Annotated in this window: 15 protein-coding genes and 1 tRNA gene; 8 read left to right on the forward strand and 8 right to left on the reverse strand. The window is 71.7% G+C overall.

Going from position 1 to position 18,017, the window contains the following annotated elements; translation table 11 throughout:
• Positions 1 to 66 precede the first annotated feature (66 nt).
• Positions 67 to 3,129 carry an efflux RND transporter permease subunit gene (locus tag D0Y53_RS02175; protein WP_117201566.1) on the forward strand — a complete coding sequence of 1,021 codons (3,063 nt, stop codon included), beginning with the start codon at positions 67 to 69 and terminating at the stop codon, positions 3,127 to 3,129.
• A gap of 114 nt (positions 3,130 to 3,243) precedes the next feature.
• Here D0Y53_RS02175 and D0Y53_RS02180 read toward each other — a convergent pair whose 3' ends face one another.
• The 3 genes from D0Y53_RS02180 to D0Y53_RS02190 all read right to left on the reverse strand — a co-directional run bounded on the left by D0Y53_RS02180 (position 3,244) and on the right by D0Y53_RS02190 (position 4,224).
• Entirely contained in the window at positions 3,244 to 3,633 is a 390-nt protein-coding gene (locus D0Y53_RS02180; RefSeq protein WP_117201567.1) for a phasin family protein, read from the reverse strand.
• Between the two features lie 142 nt (positions 3,634 to 3,775).
• Entirely contained in the window at positions 3,776 to 4,132 is a 357-nt protein-coding gene (gene queD / locus D0Y53_RS02185) for a 6-carboxytetrahydropterin synthase QueD (RefSeq protein WP_117201568.1), read from the reverse strand.
• A 15-nt stretch (positions 4,133 to 4,147) separates the two neighbouring features.
• Positions 4,148 to 4,224 (reverse strand) — tRNA-Met (locus D0Y53_RS02190).
• 171 nt (positions 4,225 to 4,395) lie between these two features.
• Between D0Y53_RS02190 and D0Y53_RS02195 the strand changes: the two genes are divergently transcribed.
• The 3 genes from D0Y53_RS02195 to bfr all read left to right on the forward strand — a co-directional run bounded on the left by D0Y53_RS02195 (position 4,396) and on the right by bfr (position 5,813).
• A complete protein-coding gene (locus D0Y53_RS02195) occupies positions 4,396 to 4,974 on the forward strand; it encodes an RNA pyrophosphohydrolase (protein WP_117201569.1) in 579 nt (192 codons plus the stop codon).
• Between the two features lie 55 nt (positions 4,975 to 5,029).
• Positions 5,030 to 5,233, forward strand: coding sequence for a (2Fe-2S)-binding protein (locus D0Y53_RS02200; protein WP_117201570.1), 204 nt, complete (start codon positions 5,030 to 5,032; stop codon positions 5,231 to 5,233).
• Between the two features lie 109 nt (positions 5,234 to 5,342).
• The gene (gene bfr, locus D0Y53_RS02205; RefSeq protein ID WP_117201571.1) at positions 5,343 to 5,813 is read left to right on the forward strand and encodes a bacterioferritin; all 471 of its coding nucleotides are present in this window, start codon (positions 5,343 to 5,345) and stop codon (positions 5,811 to 5,813) included.
• A gap of 63 nt (positions 5,814 to 5,876) precedes the next feature.
• Here bfr and D0Y53_RS02210 read toward each other — a convergent pair whose 3' ends face one another.
• The 3 genes from D0Y53_RS02210 to D0Y53_RS02220 all read right to left on the reverse strand — a co-directional run bounded on the left by D0Y53_RS02210 (position 5,877) and on the right by D0Y53_RS02220 (position 10,827).
• Positions 5,877 to 8,285 (reverse strand): hybrid sensor histidine kinase/response regulator, encoded by a 2,409-nt coding sequence (locus tag D0Y53_RS02210; protein ID WP_117201572.1) that lies wholly within the window; start codon positions 8,283 to 8,285, stop codon positions 5,877 to 5,879.
• The gene (locus D0Y53_RS02215) at positions 8,285 to 10,144 is read right to left on the reverse strand and encodes an EAL domain-containing protein (protein WP_117201573.1); all 1,860 of its coding nucleotides are present in this window, start codon (positions 10,142 to 10,144) and stop codon (positions 8,285 to 8,287) included. Before D0Y53_RS02215 ends, D0Y53_RS02210 begins: the two co-directional genes overlap by 1 nt.
• Positions 10,145 to 10,248: 104 nt before the next feature.
• Positions 10,249 to 10,827 carry a DUF4126 domain-containing protein gene (locus D0Y53_RS02220; protein WP_117201574.1) on the reverse strand — a complete coding sequence of 193 codons (579 nt, stop codon included), beginning with the start codon at positions 10,825 to 10,827 and terminating at the stop codon, positions 10,249 to 10,251.
• 96 nt (positions 10,828 to 10,923) lie between these two features.
• Between D0Y53_RS02220 and D0Y53_RS02225 the strand changes: the two genes are divergently transcribed.
• The 4 genes from D0Y53_RS02225 (at position 10,924) to D0Y53_RS02240 (ending at position 14,281) form a co-directional block, all read left to right on the forward strand.
• The gene (locus tag D0Y53_RS02225; protein WP_233511607.1) at positions 10,924 to 11,661 is read left to right on the forward strand and encodes a DUF6776 family protein; all 738 of its coding nucleotides are present in this window, start codon (positions 10,924 to 10,926) and stop codon (positions 11,659 to 11,661) included.
• 134 nt (positions 11,662 to 11,795) lie between these two features.
• Positions 11,796 to 12,176 carry an iron-sulfur cluster insertion protein ErpA gene (erpA, locus tag D0Y53_RS02230; protein ID WP_117201575.1) on the forward strand — a complete coding sequence of 127 codons (381 nt, stop codon included), beginning with the start codon at positions 11,796 to 11,798 and terminating at the stop codon, positions 12,174 to 12,176.
• A 28-nt stretch (positions 12,177 to 12,204) separates the two neighbouring features.
• Positions 12,205 to 13,146, forward strand: coding sequence for an NAD(+) diphosphatase (nudC, locus tag D0Y53_RS02235; RefSeq protein ID WP_117201576.1), 942 nt, complete (start codon positions 12,205 to 12,207; stop codon positions 13,144 to 13,146).
• Between the two features lie 223 nt (positions 13,147 to 13,369).
• Complete coding sequence (locus D0Y53_RS02240) at positions 13,370 to 14,281, forward strand: hypothetical protein (RefSeq protein WP_117201577.1); 912 nt, start codon at positions 13,370 to 13,372, stop codon at positions 14,279 to 14,281.
• Positions 14,282 to 14,503: 222 nt separating this feature from the next.
• On the opposite strand, the gene D0Y53_RS02245 is transcribed toward D0Y53_RS02240, so the two are convergent.
• On the reverse strand, positions 14,504 to 16,420 hold the full coding sequence (locus D0Y53_RS02245; protein WP_117201578.1) for an MFS transporter: 1,917 nt from the start codon (positions 16,418 to 16,420) through the stop codon (positions 14,504 to 14,506).
• Between the two features lie 229 nt (positions 16,421 to 16,649).
• Positions 16,650 to 17,945, reverse strand: a complete 1,296-nt coding sequence (gene purD / locus D0Y53_RS02250) for a phosphoribosylamine--glycine ligase (RefSeq protein WP_117201579.1) — start codon at positions 17,943 to 17,945, stop codon at positions 16,650 to 16,652.
• Between the last annotated feature and the right edge of the window lie 72 nt (positions 17,946 to 18,017).

The following is an 18,017-nucleotide window of genomic DNA, read 5'->3' on the forward strand; positions in this document are numbered from 1 at the left end:
TTCGCGCCAGCGTCTTCCCCGGCCCGGCCGCGGTCCGCCGGGCAAGCCAAGAACCCAGAGGCGTCCATGGTCCTTTCCGACATCTCCATCCGCCGCCCGGTCTTCGCCACGGTGATCAACCTGGTGATCCTGCTGGTGGGCATCATCGCCTACGACCGCCTCGCGGTGCGGCAGATCCCCAACGTCGACACCCCGGTGGTGACCGTCAACACCGTCTATCCCGGCGCCAGCGCGCAGGTGATCGAGTCGCAGGTGACGCAGCCGATCGAGGACGCGCTGTCGGGCGTGGAAGGCGTGGAGTACATGCAGTCGGTCAGCCGCGAGCAGTCCAGCCAGGTGACCATCCGCTTCAATCTCGACCGCGACCCCGACGGCGCCGCCTCCGACGTGCGCGACCGCGTCGCGCAGGCGCGGCAGCGGCTGCCCGAGGAGGTCGACGAGCCGATCATCCAGAAGCAGGAGGCCGACGCGCAGCCGATCATCTACCTGGCGTTCTCCTCCGACCGCCATTCGCAGGTGGAGATCGCCGACTACGCCGAGCGCCTGGTCAAGGACCGCATCCAGCAGATTCCGGGCGTCGCCCAGGCGCAGGTGTTCTCCAGCACCTACGCGATGCGGGTGTGGCTGCAGCCGCAGCGGCTGGCGGGCTTCGGCCTGACCCCGGCCGACGTGGAGAACGCGCTGCGCAGGCAGAACGTCGAGATCCCCGCCGGTCGCGTCGAAGGCGATGCACGCGAATTCACGGTGCTGGCGGAAACCGATCTGAAGACGCCCGAGCAGTTCGGCAACGTGATCCTCGGCGACGTCGACGGCTACCTGGTGCGGCTCAAGGACGTTGCCCGGATCGAGCTGGGTTCGCAGGAAGAACGTTTCCGCGCCCGTTACAAGGGCATCAACGCGGTGCCGCTGGCGATCGTCAAGCAGGCGGTGGCCAACCCGCTGGACATTTCCGAAGACCTCAAGCAGCTGCTGCCGCAGATCCAGAAGACGCTGCCGCAGGGCATGCGCATCGAGGTCGCCTTCGACAGCACGATCTTCATCAAGAAGTCGATCCAGGAGGTCTACAAGACCGTCGGCGAGGCGGTGCTGCTGGTGGTGCTGGTGATCTTCCTGTTCCTGCGCAACGGGCGCGCCACGCTGATCCCGCTGGTGACGATCCCGGTGTCGCTGATCGGCGCGTTCGGGCTGATGTTCGCCTTCGGCTTCACCATCAACACGCTGACGCTGCTGGCGATCGTGCTGGCGATCGGGCTGGTGGTGGACGACGCGATCGTGATGCTGGAAAACATCTTCCGCCACATCGAGGAGGGCATGGAGCCGTTCCAGGCGGCGCTCAAGGGCAGCAAGGAGATCGGCTTCGCGATCGTGGCGATGTCGCTGACGCTGGCGGCGGTGTACGTGCCGCTGGCGTTCTCCACCGGCCGCACCGGCAAGCTGTTCGTGGAGTTCGCGCTGACCCTGGCCGGCGCAGTGCTGGTGTCCGGTTTCACTGCGCTGACCCTGTCGCCGATGATGTCCTCACGACTGCTGCGCCACGAGAGCAAGCGCGGTCGCTTCTACGAGATCGGCGAGCGTGTGCTGGGCGGGATGGACCGCCATTACAAGCGCCTGCTCGGCGCAGCGCTGCGCGGCAAGTGGGTCGTGGTCGGCGTGGCCGGCGCGGTCTTCGCGCTGGCGCTGGCGCTGTTCATGACGCTGCCGCGGGAACTCGCGCCGCAGGAGGACCAGGGCGTGATCGTCGGCTTCGGCGTGGCGCCGGAAGGCTCCACCGTCGGGTACACCGACAAGTACGCGCGGATGATGGAGCACGCCCTCTCGCAGGCGCCGAGCGTGGAGCACTATTTCCAGATCGTCGGCTTTCCCGCGGTCACCAACACCATCGGCTTCGTGATGCTGCAGGACTGGGACGCGCGCGAGGTCTCGGCCGAGCAGGTGCAGGGGCAGCTGTTCCCGCAGTTCATGGGCATCCCCGGGATCATGGCGTTCCCGACCCTGCCGCCGCCGCTGGGCCAGAGCGGCTTCGGCCAGCCGGTGAGCTTCGTGGTGCAGACCACCGGTACCTGGGAGCAGCTGGACGCCACGGTGCAGAAGCTGATGGCGAAGATCGCGCAGAACCCGCAACTGACCAACCCCGACAGCGACCTCAAGCTCAACAAGCCGCAGCTGAAGATCGCGGTGGACCGCGACAAGGTCGCCGCGGTCGGCAGCGACGTCGCCACCGTCGGGCACACGCTGGAGACCATGCTCGGCGGGCGCAACGTGACCCGCTTCAAGATGGGCTCGGAGCAGTACGACGTGCTGGTGCAGGTGGAGGACGCCGCGCGGCGCACGCCGGGCGACTTGTCCAACATCTTCGTCAAGGGCGGCGACGGGCAGATGGTGCAGCTGTCCAACCTGGTGAACGTCGACGAGACGGTCGCGGCCAAGGAGCTCAATCATTTCAACAAGCTGCGCTCGGCGACGATCAGCGCGGGGCTGGCGCCGGGTTATTCCATGGGCGAGGCGCTGACCTGGATGGAGAACGCATTGGCCGAGGTGGCGCCGGACGCACAATACGACCTGTCCGGGCAGAGCCGCGAGTTCCGCGAGTCGGCCAGCGACTTCGCGATGATCTTCGCACTGGCGATCGCCTTCATCTTCCTGGTGCTGGCGGCGCAGTTCGAGAGCTGGGTGGATCCGCTGGTGATCCTGCTGGCGGTGCCGCTGGCCGCGTTCGGTGCGTTCCTGGCACTGCGGCTGTCGGGCGGCAGCTGGAACATCTACTCGCAGATCGGCATGGTCACCCTGGTCGGCCTGATCGCCAAGCACGGCATCCTGATCGTGGAGTTCTCCAACCAGTTGCAGGGCCAGGGCCGGGCCAAGTTCGATGCGGTGATCGAGGCGGCGGCGCTGCGCCTGCGCCCGATCCTGATGACCACCGGGGCGATGGTGCTGGGGTCGCTGCCGCTGGCGATTGCCTCGGGCGCCGGCGCCGAGGCGCGCAACCAGATCGGCTGGGTGATCGTCGGCGGCATGGCGATCGGCACCGTCTTCACCTTGTTCGTGGTGCCGGTGATGTACCTGCTGCTGGGCCGCGACCACCGCCGGCATGCTGCCGCCCGGCCGGCGCCTGCGCCCGCGGCCGACTGATCGACGGCGACGCGGCGCCATAAAAAAACCCGGCAGCGCGAGCTGCCGGGCCTTCGTCACGCGGGGAAGCAGACCCGCAACGCCGGGATCCCGGCGTGGTCGATCCTACCGCGATTACTTGGCCTTGGCGGCCTTGGTCGCCTTCTCGACGCCGGCCTGGGCCTGCGCTGCGGCGGCTTCGAACTGGCCCTTGGCGACCTGGCCGATGGCCTCGTTGGCCTTCAGGGTGCGGCCGAGGACTTCCTGGCCGGTGCTGATGCTGCGCTCCACGTTCTCGCGCGCGACCTGCACGCCCTTGGGCCATACGGCCTTGAGGCCGTCGGCATCGCGCACTTCGGCCAGCTCGCCCCAGAAGGCGAAGGTGGCGTTGACGCTCTGTTCGATCGCGGCCAGCTGCAGGCCGAACACTTCCTCGGCGTTGGTCAGCGCCAGGCGGTTGACCTGGGCGGCGGCGTCGGCGAACTGGCGGGTCGCGGCGGCGAACTGCTCGTTGATCTGGTACATGGCGGACTCCTGCGCTGCTCCGGCAGGGATTGCCGGTTTGTGCGCCGCAGCATAACCCGGTCGTTGCTGCATTGCAACATACGCGGGGTCGCCGTCAGGCGTTCATGAACCGTTGCAAATCAACGACATGGGCGTGTCGAGATCAGGGCCCGCGGTAGCGGCAGCCCGAAGTGCAGGTCTCGTGGACCACGACCTCGGCCAGTTGCGGCAGCGTCGGCTTCAGCCGCTCCCAGATCCAGATCGCCAGGCGTTCGCTGGTCGGATTCTCCAGCCCGGGGATGTCGTTGAGGTAGTGGTGGTCGAGTTGCGCGTACAAGGGCGCGAACGCCGCCTTGATCTGCGCGAAGTCCATCACCCAGCCGCTGTGCGCGCCGGGCTCGCCGGCGACCAGCAGTTCGACCCGGAACGAATGCCCATGCAGCCGCGCGCACTTGTGTCCGGTCGGCACGTTCGGCAGCCGGTGCGCGGCTTCCAGGGTGAAGGTCTTGAAGATGTCCATGGGCCTGGACGCGAATGGTGGCTACGGGTGGACTCGAACCACCGACCCCAGCATTATGAGTGCTGTGCTCTAACCGGCTGAGCTACGTAGCCACGTGGGCCCGCGAGGATAGCCATCGGCGGCCTGTTCAGGCTGGGGATGCTCCGCGGCGAACCGCGAATTGTCCATGCCGGCGTGCCTGCCGTCAATTCCGCGCCCCTTGCGCTTGTGGTGCCGGCGCGCGCATGGCAGAGTCGGACGCAGTGCATTCTGGAGTCCGCATCGTGATCGATCCGGACGGCTACCGACCCAACGTCGGCATGGTGTTGATGCACCCGGACGGCCGGGTGTTCTGGGCCCGGCGCGTGCGCCGCGACGGTTGGCAATTCCCGCAGGGCGGGATGAACACCGACGAGACGCCGCTGGAGGCGATGTACCGCGAGCTGCGCGAGGAGACCGGGCTGCTGCCCGAACACGTCGCCGTGCTCGGAGTGACCCCGGGCTGGTTGCGCTACCGCTTGCCGCAGCGGGCGATCCGCCGCAACGACCGCGTGGTCTGCATCGGCCAGAAGCAGGTCTGGTTCCTGCTGCAGTTCGGCGGGGTCGACTCGGACCTGCGCCTGGATGCGAGCGACAAGCCCGAGTTCGACCACTGGCGCTGGGTGGATTTCTGGTACCCGCTGCAGCACGTGGTGACGTTCAAGCGGGGGGTCTATGCCAGCGCGCTGCGGCACCTGGCGCCGTTCGCGCGGCAGATCGCCGGGCCGCAGGCGATCCCGCAGATGGCCGCGGAAAGCGGGCCGTCGCGGCCGCAACGTTCCCGCGAGCGCTGGCAGGCGGGGGCCGGCAGGCTTCGGGATTGACAATCATTCGCATTTGCAGCGAGAATCCGCCCGCCGAAACCGCGCGAGCCCTCCCGTGTACGTCTGCCTCTGCAATGGTGTCACCGAACGCGAGATCCGCGAGGTCGCCGCGGCCGGTTGTCGCACCCTGGCGGAACTGACCATGCGCACCGGTTGCGGCGCCACCTGCGGCAGCTGCCTGCCGACGGCGCAGCAGCTGCTCGACGAGGTCCATGGCGGCGGCATGCTGCCGTTGCCGGTGCTCTCGCACGCCGCCTGAGCGCAGCCGCACGCGGGTGCACGGCGCTGCGGATGCACTCGATTCCCGTTCCGCCTTCGACTCCGTTTCGGGGCTAGCATCCCCGGCATCGGGCAACGTGGAGACGGACATGCAGGGCGACCGGAAAGTCATCGAGCACCTCAACAAGGCGCTCTACAACGAGCTGATCGCGATCAACCAGTATTTCCTGCATTCGCGGATGCTGAAGAACTGGGGCCTGAAGGAACTCGCCGAGCACGAGTACCACGAGTCGATCGACGAGATGAAGCACGCCGACCGGCTGGCCGAGCGCATCCTGTTCCTCGAGGGCCTGCCCAACTTCCAGAACCTGGGCAAGCTGCGCATCGGCGAGACCCCGCTGGAACTGCTCAAGGCCGACCTGGCGCTGGAACTGGACGGGCTGCCGACGCTGAAGGAGGCGATCGCCTATTGCGAACAGGCCGGCGACTACGTCAGCCGCGACCTGTTCGCCGCCATCCTCGCCTCCGAGGAAGAGCACATCGACTGGATCGAGACCCAGCTGGACCTGATCGCGCGGCTGGGCGAGCAGAACTACCTGCAGACCAAGCTCGAAAGCTGAGCCGAGCGCGCCCGGCGTCCGGGCGCGGCCCGCCGGTCGCCCCCGCAGCCGGGGTCAGCCGGGTCAGGCCGGCAGCGCGGCGCGCAGCGCCTGGCTGGCGCGGGCGAACTCGCGCGCGACCAGCGCCACCGCGACCGCGGGGCGATCCAGCGTCTGCGTACGCGCGCCCAGCTCGACCCGCCTGGCGGCGGTCGACAGCGCCATCGCCCCCAGGTTGGCGCTGGAGGATTTCAGCGTGTGCGCGGCCTCGCGCAACGCGGCGTAGTCCGGCGCCAGCGCCGCGGCCTCGAGCCGGGCGATCAGCGGCGGGGTGGCTTCGAGGAAGACCGTGATCAGCCGCTCGACCTCGTTGCCCAGCACCGCGCGCAACTCGTCCAGGATCTCCTGGTCGATGGCCGCCGCGCTGTCGCCGCTGGCGGCGGTCGCGACCGGTGCTGCGGGCGGCTTGAGCGGCACGGGCGGTGGAGCGGACGGGGCGATTGCGGGCGCCGCAGCGGCCGTGGCCCGGGGAATCGCAGCGGCGGCAGGCACGGCCGCGGCCGGTGCGGCAGCGGGCGGTCGCGTGGCGACAGGCGGTGCAGCGGCATCCGCCGGCGGCCGCGGTCGCCACCAGCGGTGCAGGCAGCGTTCCAGTTCGGCGCGGGTGACCGGCTTGGCGAGGTAGTCGTCCATGCCGGCGTCGATGCATTTCTGGCGGTCGCCGGCCATGGCGTTGGCGGTCATGGCGATGATCGGCAGATGGTGGCCGTCCTGCGCGGCGTGCTCGCCGTCGCGCCAGCGGCGGGTGGCGGTGTAGCCGTCCATCACCGGCATCTGGCAGTCCATCAGCACCAGGTCGTAGCGCGAAGCCTGCATGCGCAGCAGCGCGGCCTCGCCGTTGTGGGCGGTGTCGCAATCCACGCCGAGCACGTTGAGCAGGCGCTGGCCGACCATCAGGTTGACCGGGTTGTCCTCGACCAGCAGCACCCGGGCGCTGGCCGCCGAACCCGGTTGCGCCGGGGCACTGGCGCCCGCGCCCGGCTGCCGGCCGGGCCGGTCCTCGGCGCTTGCCGGCTTGGGGGTCAGCGCGGCACGCAAATCGGCATCGGGGGCATTGCGCGCCAGCACGGTGGCGCTGCGGAGCAATTCCTCGGACAGCGGATCCTCGCCCTGCAGGCACACCAGGCGCACGTCGCCATAGATGGCGTGGCGCTCCAGGTTGCGGTGCAAGGCCAGCGCGGTGTTGCGCATGCCGGCCAGGTCGGCCAGGACGATGCCGTAGGCCCAGGGTTCGCCCTGGGCGGCGGCGGCGCGCAACCGGTCGAGCGCTTCCTGCGTGGTTTCGACCGCGGTCACGCGCAGGCCCCAGTTGGGCAGCAGCATCGACAGGCGCAGGCGCAGACGCGCGTCGGCGCTGAGCAGCAGCAGCCGGCCGCCGGCGAAATCGAGCTCGCGCGCGGGCATGTCGCCCTGCACCTTCAGCAGCGGGATGTCGAAACGGAACGTCGCGCCGCGCCCGGGTTCGGACTGCACGCCGATGCGCCCGCCCATCAGGTCGACGATGCGGCGGCAGATCGCCAGCCCCAGGCCGGTGCCGCCGTACAGGCGCGTGGTCGAGGCGTCGGCCTGGCTGAAGGCCTGGAACAGCCGCGCCTGCGCCTCGGGCGCGATGCCGATGCCGGTGTCGCGGACCTCGAAGCGCAGCTGGTGCTGCGCGGTGCTCTCGCCGATGCGCGCAACGCTGACGCTGACCGAGCCGCGCTCGGTGAACTTGACCGCATTGCTGATCAGGTTGCCCAGCACCTGGCGCAGGCGCACCGGGTCGCCGCGTACCGGCAGGCGCACCGCCGGGTCGATGTGCAGGTGCAGGCGCAGGCCCTTGGCTTCGGCCGGGCGCTCCATCAGCTGGATCACCGTCTCCAGCAGCTCGCGCAGGTTGAAGGTGGTGGTTTCCAGCTCCAGCCGGTCGGCCTCGAGCTTGGAGTAGTCGAGGATGTCGTCGACGATCCGCAGCAACTGCTGCGAGGAGGCATAGGCGGTGCGTACCAGCTCGCGGTGGTCCGGTGCCAGCGACGCGGCGTGCAGCAGCAGGTCGAGCATCGGCACCACGCCGTTGAGCGGGGTGCGGATCTCGTGGCTCATCGTGGCCAGGAACTCGCCCTTGGCCAGCACCGCCGACTCGGCCGTCTGCTTGGCCTGCAGCAGCTGCTGCTCGAGCTGGGTGTGGCGGTCGATCTCGCGCTGCAACTCGATGATCGCGGCCTCGCCGCGGCGCGCGCGCTCGTCGGCGCGCTGCCACTCGCCGTCGCGCAGGTGCGCCGCATGCAGGTAGGCGCTGAGCGCGAACAGCGCCAGCAGCGCCAGCAGCAGCGCCACGCTGGTCCACGGGCCGGACAAGCCGAAGCGTTCCAGCGCCAGCGCCAGCGCCGCGCCCGCGGCCGCGCCCAGCGCAAGCCAGCGGCTGGCGGGCGACGGCGGGTACGCGGCGGCCATCACAGCACCGAATTCTGGAAGTCGAAGTCGAGCTCGCCCGCGGCCTGTTGCACCAGGTTGCCCTGGATGAGGTCGATCCCGCTCATCCACAGCGTCGCCGCGCCTTGCGGATCCTCCACCTGCGGCCCGATCACCTGCAGCCCGAGGCGGTGCGCGCGGTCGATCGCGGTGCGCAGTTCGTCGCGCAGCTGCGGGTCGGCGTGCGCGTGCGAGTAGCGCGGCGCCAGCCGCATGTAACCCAGCGGCAACTGCGACAGCAGCGCCTCGGCGTCCGCGCCGTGCGCGTACTGGCTGAGGCAGAACTGCACCCCGGCCGGCATCAGCTGGTCGCAGAACTGGCGCAGGGTGATCGAATGCACCAGCGCGTCGTCCAGGCGCAGGTCGATCACCAATGACGGGCCGTCGATGGCGTGGCTGGAGATCATTTCCAGCAGCCAGGCCGCATGCAGGTCGCGCGCCAGCGTGTGCGGCGATTGCGACACGAACAGCCGTACCGGGTGCCGCTCCTCGCGGCGCCGATGCAACAGGTCGATGGCCTGTTGCAGCACCCAGCGGTCGATGTCGGGCATCAGCCCGGCCGCTTCGGCCGCGGGCACCAGTACGCCGGCGCTGTGTACGCGGCCGTCGGCCTGGCGCATGCGCAGCAGCGCCTGGAACTGCGCCTCCTCGCCGCCGGCGACCGCGACCACGGGCTGGAACAGCAGCTCGAACGCGCCGCCGTGCAGCCCCGCGCGCATCGCTTCGACCAGGTCGGCGCTGGCGTCCGTGCGCGCCGGCGGCACATAGGCGGCCAGCCCGATCGGCTCGGCGCGTGCCGCGCGCGCGGCCTGTTCGACCGCGTCCAGCACCGCGCCGGCGTCGGCGAAGCCGTGTTGCAGCGTGCTGTAGCCGATCGCCGTGCGCAGCCGCTGCGGCATGCCGTCCATCTCGAACGGCGGATGGTTGATGCCGTCGCGCAGGGTGCGCGCGAGCGTTTCCGGCGCCGGCGCGCCGTCGGGGGCGAACACCAGGAAGGCGTTGTCGTTGAGCCGCGCGCTCGGGCAGGCGCCGGCGAGCTCGCCGATGCGGCGGCCGGCATCGTGCATCAGCTGCTCGAAGCCGGCGTAGCCGTAACGGTCGTGCAGCGCGGCGGCGTTCTGGATCTCGACGAACAACGCGCCCGCGCCGTTGCCGGAGGTCAGCGCCGCGGCGATGCGTTGCAGCACGTAGGGACGGTTGTAGAGGCCGGTGTGCGGGTGCCGGGTGGCGTCGCCGAAGCGCTGGCGGCGCAGCGCCCGCGCGCGCTTGACCCGGCTCTGCACCGCGGCGATCAGGTGGCGCGGGCGGATCGGCTTGCTGAGGAAGTCGTCGGCGCCGTTCTCCAGCACCTCGAACTGGCGCTCCGGGTCCGGATCGCCGGTCAGGAACACGATCGGCGTGTGCGCGAAAGCCGGGTGCGCGCGGATCTGCCGGGTCAGCTCGGTGCCGCTCATGCCCGGCATGTGCAGGTCCATCAGCACCAGGTCCGGGCCGAACTGTTCCATCGCCGGCATCACCGCCTGCGGCAGCGCCGCGGTCTGCACCTGGATGCCGGCGCCGCCGAGCACGCTTTCGGCGAACAGCGCCTGGGCGGGGTCGTCCTCGACCACCAGTACCCGGTAGGGCGCGTCGCCGGGATCGTCGCCCGGCGCCGCGTCGCCGGCTGCGTCGGGCGCGGCAACGGTGTCGGACGCTGCTGCCTGCGGCGCGCTCGCGGCCGGGGCATCGTTGCTCCAGCGGCGCCAGTAGTGCGCTGGCGGGTATTCCGCGCGCTCGGGCGCGTCGCTGCCGGCGTCGTTGGCGGCGGCAGCCTTGCGGCGTGTGGATGGTGTTGCAGTCATGGCACCCCTTGCTGGAGCCGCCATCATGCTGCGTGCGCCCCCGACACCGCCTAGAGACGGATTGCACGTTGCAATCCGGCCACGACTCGGAGGCGAGCGGCTGGTTACCGCGACAACGCCCGCATCCCGCGCAACACCCGGCGCCACAGCCACCACACGCCCAGCGCCAGCAACGCGCTGGCTGTGACCGCCAGCGCCAGCGCCCACCAGGGGTGGGCGAAGGCCAGCGCCAGGGCGCCGATCGCGACGGCGTCCTCGCCGATGGAAGCGGTCCAGTTGCTGACCGGTTCCGGCGAGGTGTTGAGCAGGGCGCGCGAACCCGATTTCAGCAGATGGCTGGTCAGGGCCACGCCGGCGCCGGTGGCGAGCATGCCCGCGCCGAGCTGGCCGTCCGGCGAGATCGTCGCGGCGGCGAGGAACGCGCCGACCGGGACCCGCAGCAGGGTATGCAGCAGGTCCCAGCCCGAATCCACGCCCGGGATCTTGTCGGCGAAGAACTCCGTCAGCGCCAGCGCGCCGGAGACGCCCATGACCCACGGCGACTGCGCCGCCTGCAACGCCTGCGGCAAGTCGAGCCAGCCCAGGGAGCCGGCGATGCCAAGACCGAACACCGTCAGATAGACGCGGATACCGGCCAGCCAGGCCAGCAGCACGCCGATCGCGAACAGGTGGGCTTCGGACATCGCCAACTCCGGCCGTCGCGGCTGGGGCCGCTGCTGCCGCAGTCTATACGGCGGGCCCGCTTGACGCCGGCCAAAGCGGCTGGCTATACCGGACCGGTGAACGCCACCCCGCCACCCGCTGCGCCGGCGCCGCCCGATCCCGCGGCGCCCGCCGCCGCGGCGCACGGCCACGGTCTGGCGTATGCGCTGGTCGCGCTGTTCCTGCTGGCGCTGGCGTTCGGCGGCTGGGGCCTGTGGAAGACCTTCGCGCCGCTGCCCGACGATGCGCGCGCGCAGTTGCGGGCGCAGCAGGCACGGCTGGCGCAGCTCGAACAGCGCGTGGCCACCCTGACCCGCTCCGACCAGATCAGCCGCGAGGCCAACCGCGACCTGCAGGGCACGCTGGCCGAGCGCGACGAGGAGATCGCCGGCCTGCGCGCCGACGTCGCCTTCTACGAACGCTTCGTCGGCAGCACCGCCCAGCGCCGCGGCCTCAGCGTGCACCAGTTGCAGCTGCAGGCGCAGGACGGGCCGGCCTGGCACTTCACCGCGACCCTGACCCAGAACCTCAACCGCGGCGCGGTCAACAGCGGCCGGCTGACGCTGGCGCTGGAAGGCAGCCGCGACGGCCGCTTGCAGAAGCTGACCTGGGCGCAGCTGCGGCAGCAGCCCGACGCGCCGGGGCTGGCGTACTCGTTCAAGTATTTCCAGCAGCTGGAAGGCGACATCCTGCTGCCGGCGGGCCTGCAGCCGATCCGCATCATCGTGCGGCTGGTGCCGGCGCGCGGCAGTGCGGTGGAACAGTCCTTCACCTGGGCCGAGGCGGCCGCCCGGCCGGCTGCCGGCACGCCCTAGCGGCCGCGGGCCCGTCGGGGCGCCAGGCCCGCGCCCGCGGGGCGCGCCGCACGCGGCGACGCGCGGCGGGCCGTCGCGAACCGATTCGGCTCCGCGCGGTTGAATCGCGGCCCGCCACGCCCCATCCTGAGCGCATGGAAACCCCGGCCGCCCCCCTGTCCGCCGCGCCCGACTACCAGTCGCTGCAGCGCCCGCTCGAGTTCACCTCCGCCGCCGCGGCCAAGGTCCGCGAGTTGATCGCCGAGGAGGGCAATCCCGCGCTCAAGCTGCGGGTGTACATCCGGGGCGGCGGCTGCTCCGGGTTCCAGTACGGCTTCGAGTTCGACGAGCAGCAGGGCGAGGACGACCTCGCCATCGCCACCGACGAGGTCGTGCTGCTGGTGGATCCGCTCAGCCTGCAGTACCTGATGGGTGCCGCGGTCGACTACACCGAGAGCCTGCACGGCGCGCAGTTCGTGATCCGCAACCCGAACGCCAAGAGCACCTGCGGCTGCGGCAGCAGTTTCAGCGCCTGACGCGACCCACGCCCGGGCGCGCCGCGCGATGACCGTGTCCAGCGACCACCCTGTCGAGCCCGCCGTATCGCCGCCGTTCGCCTTCGTCGAGGGCGCACTGGACCGCGCCGACGCGTTGCGCGACGACCCCGACGCGCTCGCCGCGCTGTGGCCGCAGGCGCGCGTGCTGCTGCTGGAGGACGACGGCCGCGCGCTGGCGGATGCGGCGCAGGCGCTGTACGCGCCGACCGGCGCGGCGCTCGGCGGCGGCCCCGGCAGCGCGATCTTCCTCGGCCTGCGCGCGGGCACCGGCTGGTTCGCGCAGCGCGCAGCCACGGCCGCGCCGGCGGTGGTCGCCGCCGCGCCGCAGCGCCTGGACCTGCGCAGCGCCGCGGCGCAGTGGCCGGCCTTCGACGCCACCGTGTTCGCGCAGGCGCGCGCGCTGGCGCACTGGCATGCGCGCCATCGCTACTGCAGCGCCTGCGGCGGCGAGCTCGACTTCATCCGCGCCGGCTGGCTCGGCCACTGCCGCCGCTGCGGCAGCGAGCACTACCCGCGCACCGACCAGGCGATCATCGCCGCGGTCAGCGACGGCACGCGGCTGCTGCTGGGCCGGCAGCGCGACTGGCCGCCGCGGCGCTGGTCGGTGATCGCCGGGTTCGTGGAACCGGGCGAATCGCTGGAGCAGACCGTCGCCCGCGAGGTGCTGGAGGAAACCGGCGTGCGCGTGCGCAGCTGCCGCTACCTGGCCTCGCAGCCGTGGCCGTTTCCCGGCGCGCTGATGCTCGGCTTCCTGGCGCAGGCCGACGCCGACGTGCCGGTGGTGGGCGCGGAGCTGGAAGATGCACGCTGGTTCGACGCCGCCAGCGTCCGTGCCGGCCTGGCGCGCGACTGGCAGGCCGCCGACACGACCGACGAGGGCATCGTGCTGTCCTCGCCGATCTCGATCGCGCGCTGGCTGATCGAGCGCTGGCTGCAGCAGCTCCCGTAGCGGCGACCGACGCGCACGCGCGACGGTTTCGATTGCGCCCGGCGCGCCGGCGATCGGGGGCGCGGCGGGGCGCACCCGCGATGCCGCCCGGTGGCGGGCCGGTGGCCGTGCGGATGGCTGCGGACACCGTGTGCCGGGTGTGCCCGCGGCATTCGCTCCGGCCGACGGCAGGCGCCGTCCCGGCCTTGCGCGACAGCCCCGTGGCAGCGGGTAAACTCGGGCCATGTCGATCACCCTTATCGCGGTCGTCCTTGCCCTGGCGCTCGGCCACGCCGCGCCGGCGCTGGCGGCGGCGGTGCGCGACTACGACTGGTACGGCCGCTGGCTGCGCTGGCTCGACGGGCGCTTCCCGGAAGGCGGCTTCTGGCGCGGCCGCTACGGCATCGCCCTGGCGCTGGCGCCGCCGCTGCTGGCGGTCGGCCTATTCCAGCTGGCGATCGACGCGCCGCTGCTGGGCCTGGCCGGGCTGGTGTTCGCGGTCGCGGTGCTGTTCTACAGCTGGGGCCCGCGCGACCTGGACGTGGATGTCGAGGCGATCATGCAGGCGCGCGATCCGGACGCGCGGCGCGCGGCCGCCGCGGCGTTGTGGCCGGACCCGGCGCAGGTGTCGCTGGAGCCGCCGGCGCTGGTCGCCGCGGTGCTCGGCAGCGCGCAGCGGCGCTGGTTCGGGGTGCTGTTCTGGTTCCTGCTGCTGGGCCCGTTCGGCGCCCTGCTGTACCGCCTGTCCGCGCTCGCGGCCGAGGGTCCGCTGGCGTCGCCGCTGCCGGCCGACACCGCCGCCGGCGCGCGTCGGCTGCATGCCCTGCTGGATTGGCCGGTGGCGCAGCTGATGACGCTGTCGATGGCGCTGGTGGGCGATTTCGACACCGTGATCGGCGCCTGGAAAGACCATGGCGGCGCCATGTTCCGGCTCGATGCCGGTTTTCTGGCCGCGGCCGCGCGCGCCAGCGTCAAGTCCGACCTCGCCGACGAGGCGCAGGACTACGTCGAGGACGGCGTTGCCGGCGCAACCGCGCTGGTGCAGCAGCTGGGCGAGCTGCCGGAACTGCGCGACGCGATGAGCCTGGCCTGGCGCATCCTGCTGCTGTGGCTGGCGGTGCTGGCGCTGTTCGTGCTCGCCGGCTGGGTGAGCTGACGCCGCTTGCGCGGCATGCCGCGGGGGCTCCCGCGGGCGGTTACTCCACGGACCGATGAAACCGGATGCACGGCGGGGGCGGCATTGGCAGGCGCGGCGTCGGCCGCGGGTGTTTTGTGTGGCGGCGGTGCGTTCGCGGACGCGTCCCGCGATCGCGGGCGGCGCGGCCGGCATGCACGGCGGCGGGCAGAAGATCCAGCAGCGCGCCGCGCGACCGCAGGCTCAGGCCGCGTCGCCGCGCAAGACGCGCACCTGCGCTTCCAGCGTTTGCGCGGTGGCGGTCGCGGCGTCCAGCGGCGCATCCGCGACCACCTGGACCCGCGCGCGGAAGCGCCGCGGCACCCGCATCCGGCCCAGGCGCCCGCTGCCGGGCGCCGCGCCGCGCCGGCTCCACATGCTGGCCCACATTCCGCGCAGCGCCATCGGCACCACCGGCACCGGACGCCGCTGCAGGATGCGCTCGACCCCGGACTTGAACGTCGCGATCTCGCCGTCGCGCGTCAGCGCGCCCTCGGGAAAGATGCAGACCAGTTCGCCCGCCGCCAGCGCCGCGTCGACCGCATCCAGGGCGCGCTGCAGCAGCGCCGGATCCTCGCGCGCGCCGGCGATCGGGATCGCTCCGGCGGTGCGGAAGATCCACGACATCACCGGGATGTTGAAGATCCGGTAATACATCACGAAGCGCACCGGCCGCGGGATGCTGGCCGCCAGCAGCAGCGCGTCCATGTAGCTGACGTGGTTGCACACCAGCAGCGCCGGGCCCTTGTCGGGCACGTGCTGCTCGACCCCGCGCACGCGCAGCCGGTACAGCGCGCGCACCAGCACCCAGCTCAGGAACCGCATCGCGAACTCGGGCACGATGCTGAAGATCCACAGCGCCACCAGGGTGTTGGCCACCGCCAGCGCCAGGAACAGCTGCGGGATGCTCCAGCCGGCCCAAGTGCGCAACGTCAGGCACAGCAGCGAGGCGGCGACCACGAAGCCGGCGTTCTGGATATTGAGCGCGCCGATCACCCGCGACAGCTCGCCCGCCGGCGTGCGGCTCTGGATCAGCGCGAACAGCGGCACCACGAAGAACCCGGCGAACAAGCCGATCCCGGTCAGGTCCAGCACGATTCGCCCGCTGCCGGGCTGGCGCAGGAAGCCGGCCACGTCCAGGCCGCTGACGGTCGCCGCGCCCGGCTGCGCGAAATACAGATCCAGCAGGAACGCGCTCATGCCCAGTGCGCCCAGCGGCACCAGCCCGATCTCCACCGTGCGCAGCGACAGCTTCTCGCACAGCATCGAGCCCACGCCGGTGCCGATGGAGAACAGCGCCAGCGCGAACACGTACAGCGTATTGGAGCCGCCCAGCACCAGCGGCGCGTAGTCCGGCAACTGGGTCGCGAACACCGTGCCCACGAACCAGAACCACGACACCCCGAGCACCGCGTTGCGCACCGCCAGCTGCCGCCGCGCCAGGCGCAGCACGGCGACGGTTTCCGGCAGCGGGTTCCAGCGGATGCGCAGCTGCGGCGCGCCCGCGCCCGCCGGCGGGATCATCCGGCTGGCGAGGTTGCCGGCCACCGCCAGCGCCACCAGCGCCGCGCCCGCGGCGAGGGTGCCGTGCGCGCCGGCCAGCTCGAAGATCATGCCGCCGGCGATCATCCCGGCCAGGATCGACACCGAGGTGCCCATCTCCACCAGCCCATTGCCGCCGGTCAGCTCCTCCGGACGCAGCACCGCCGGCAGGATCGAATACTTCACCGGCCCGAACAGCGTGGACTGCACGCCGGTCAGGAACAGCGCCAGCAGCAGCAACGGCAGCGCCTGCAGCGCGAACGCCAGCGCCGCCAGCGACATGATCGCGATTTCCATCGTCGTGGTGATGCGGATCAGCCGCGATTTCTCCAGCTTTTCGGCGATCTGTCCGGCGGTGGCGGAAAACAGGAAATACGGCAGGATGAAGATCGCCGGCGCCAGCGCCGCGTACAGCGTGCGCTGCGTAGGCGTGGCCTGCATCCAGAACAGCAGGCCGATGATCGCCTGCCGGAACACGTTGTCGTTGAACGCGCCCAGGCACTGGGTCACGAAGAACGGCAGGAAACGCCGCTGCCGCAGCAGCGCGAACTGACTGTGCCCCTGGTCCTCGTACGCCATGCGTCCCCCGCGCGGTTTGCGCGAGTGTAGCCGGGCGAGCACGTGGGCCGCAGTGGGCGGCAGCGCCACGTCGATGCGGGACGCGCCCGCTGCGTCGCGACCGCGGACCGGTCAGGCCAGGAGCATGTGAGGGCAGCGTGTGCCGGGCCGGGCGTGCCCGCCGGATGCGTATCGGGCAGGTGCGTAGCGGCCCGGCGCAACCTCCCCGGCGCGGTCGGGCCCCGTGCGGTCAGGCCGGGACCGCGGTTTCCCGCTCGATCGCGCGCCAGCCGATGTCGTGGCGGTGGAACTCGCCGTGCCAGGAGATGCCGGCGACCTCGGCGTAGGCCTTGCGTTGCGCCTCGGCCACGCTGTCGCCGAGCGCGCACACGCACAGCACGCGGCCACCGGCGGTGACCACGTGTTCGCCCTCCACCCGGGTGCCGGCGTGGAAGACCTTGGTGCCGTCCACTTCGGGCACGTCCCATTCGCTGATCACGTCGCCCAGCCGCGGCGTGCCCGGGTAATGCGCCGCGGCCATCACCACGCCCAGCGCCGGGCGCGGGTCCCACTGCGCCTGGACCTGGTCCAGACGGCCGTCGAGCGCGGCCTCGACCAGCGCCGGCAGGTCCGACTGCAGCCGCAGCATGATCGGCTGCGTTTCCGGATCGCCGCAGCGCACGTTGAACTCGATCACCTTCGGCGCGCCGGCCGCGTCGATCATCAGCCCGGCGTAGAGGAAGCCGGTGAACGGCGCGCCGTCGGCGGCCATGCCGCGCACGGTCGGCTCCACGATCTCGCGCAGGATCCGCGCATGCACTTCGGGCGTCACCACCGGCGCCGGCGAGTACGCGCCCATGCCGCCGGTGTTGGGGCCGGTGTCGCCGTCGCCGACCCGCTTGTGGTCCTGGCTGGTGGCCAGCGGCAGCGCGTGGCGGCCGTCGACCATGCAGATGAAGCTGGCTTCCTCGCCGTCGAGGAACTCCTCGATCACCACCCGCGCGCCGGCGCTGCCGAACGCGTTGCCGGCGAGCATGTCGCGCACCGCGGTTTCGGCCTCGGCCAGCGTCGTCGCCACCACCACGCCCTTGCCCGCGGCCAGGCCGTCGGCCTTGATCACGATCGGCGCGCCCTGCGCGCGCACGTGGGCGAGGGCGGCGTCGAGGTCGGTGTGCACCGCGTAGTGCGCGGTCGGGATGCGGTGGCGGGCGAGGAAATCCTTGGCGAAGGCCTTGCTGCTCTCCAGCCGCGCGGCCGCCGCGGTCGGGCCGAAGATACGCCGGCCGGCGGCGCGGAAGGCGTCGACCACGCCGGCCGCCAGCGGGCCTTCCGGACCCACCACGGTGAGCGCCACGTCCTCGCGCGCGGCCAGCGCCAGCAGCGCGTCGGTGTCGCCGGCGGCGACGTCGACGTTGCGGCACTTGTCCTCGGCGGCGGTGCCGGCGTTGCCGGGCGCGACCAGCACCTCGCCGACGCGCGGGGATTGCGCCAGCTTCCACGCCAGCGCGTGTTCGCGGCCGCCGGAACCGATGACCAGGATTTTCATGATGTGCTCCTTGCGCCATGGGGCAAACGGCGTCGCCGCGGGCGGCAGGTCAGCGCGCCGCGGCGGTCGCGG

The sequence above is a fragment of the Cognatiluteimonas weifangensis genome, from assembly GCF_003416885.1.
GTDB lineage: Bacteria > Pseudomonadota > Gammaproteobacteria > Xanthomonadales > Xanthomonadaceae > Cognatiluteimonas > Cognatiluteimonas weifangensis.

Excerpts from the sequence above, each read along its gene's own strand:
- D0Y53_RS02175 (WP_117201566.1), top strand. The coding sequence starts at position 67 with ATGGTCCTTTCCGACATCTCCATCCGCCGCCCGGTCTTCGCCACGGTG.
- D0Y53_RS02180 (WP_117201567.1), bottom strand. The coding sequence starts at position 3,633 with ATGTACCAGATCAACGAGCAGTTCGCCGCCGCGACCCGCCAGTTCGCC.
- queD (WP_117201568.1), bottom strand. The coding sequence starts at position 4,132 with ATGGACATCTTCAAGACCTTCACCCTGGAAGCCGCGCACCGGCTGCCG.
- bfr (WP_117201571.1), top strand. The coding sequence starts at position 5,343 with ATGCAGGGCGACCGGAAAGTCATCGAGCACCTCAACAAGGCGCTCTAC.
- D0Y53_RS02210 (WP_117201572.1), bottom strand. The coding sequence starts at position 8,285 with ATGGCCGCCGCGTACCCGCCGTCGCCCGCCAGCCGCTGGCTTGCGCTG.
- D0Y53_RS02215 (WP_117201573.1), bottom strand. The coding sequence starts at position 10,144 with ATGACTGCAACACCATCCACACGCCGCAAGGCTGCCGCCGCCAACGAC.
- D0Y53_RS02220 (WP_117201574.1), bottom strand. The coding sequence starts at position 10,827 with ATGTCCGAAGCCCACCTGTTCGCGATCGGCGTGCTGCTGGCCTGGCTG.
- erpA (WP_117201575.1), top strand. The coding sequence starts at position 11,796 with ATGGAAACCCCGGCCGCCCCCCTGTCCGCCGCGCCCGACTACCAGTCG.
- nudC (WP_117201576.1), top strand. The coding sequence starts at position 12,205 with ATGACCGTGTCCAGCGACCACCCTGTCGAGCCCGCCGTATCGCCGCCG.
- D0Y53_RS02240 (WP_117201577.1), top strand. The coding sequence starts at position 13,370 with ATGTCGATCACCCTTATCGCGGTCGTCCTTGCCCTGGCGCTCGGCCAC.
- D0Y53_RS02245 (WP_117201578.1), bottom strand. The coding sequence starts at position 16,420 with ATGGCGTACGAGGACCAGGGGCACAGTCAGTTCGCGCTGCTGCGGCAG.
- purD (WP_117201579.1), bottom strand. The coding sequence starts at position 17,945 with ATGAAAATCCTGGTCATCGGTTCCGGCGGCCGCGAACACGCGCTGGCG.